The sequence below is a fragment of the Mesorhizobium sp. M00.F.Ca.ET.216.01.1.1 genome, from assembly GCF_004010325.2.
Lineage (GTDB): Bacteria > Pseudomonadota > Alphaproteobacteria > Rhizobiales > Rhizobiaceae > Mesorhizobium.
Map to the genome: position 1 here is coordinate 1 of NZ_SADR02000289.1, position 348 is coordinate 348.

The window sequence follows — 348 nt, forward strand, 5'->3', positions numbered from 1 at the left end:
GCACGCCGGAGCGCAGGGCCGCCTCTTCGCGCACAAGCGCCACCACGCCCTCAAGCGCCGGCTGGAAGCCCGCCCAATCGTTCTTGGCGCGCAGGTCGCGCCACAACTGCTCGCAGCGCATGCGCGCCGTCGTCTGGCGTTCGACGAATTGGACCGGCAGGCAGGTCAGGTTGGTGTATTGGCGCCGCAACTCGCCCAGTGCGGCACGCTGTTCGTCGTCGAGCGCCTCGCCCTCGGCGGCGGCGATCCAGTCGGCGATTTCGGGCGCGGTCGCCCGCGTGTGATACATGCCCGCCAGTGCCGCCATCGCCTCGGCGCGTTTCTCGCCGCCGCCGACGGCCATGTGGG

At 71.6% G+C, this 348-nt stretch carries 1 pseudogene; it reads right to left on the minus strand.

From position 1 onward, the window contains the following. Window positions 1-348, minus strand: a pseudogene (locus EN859_RS36140) (carboxypeptidase M32); the annotation flags it as partial.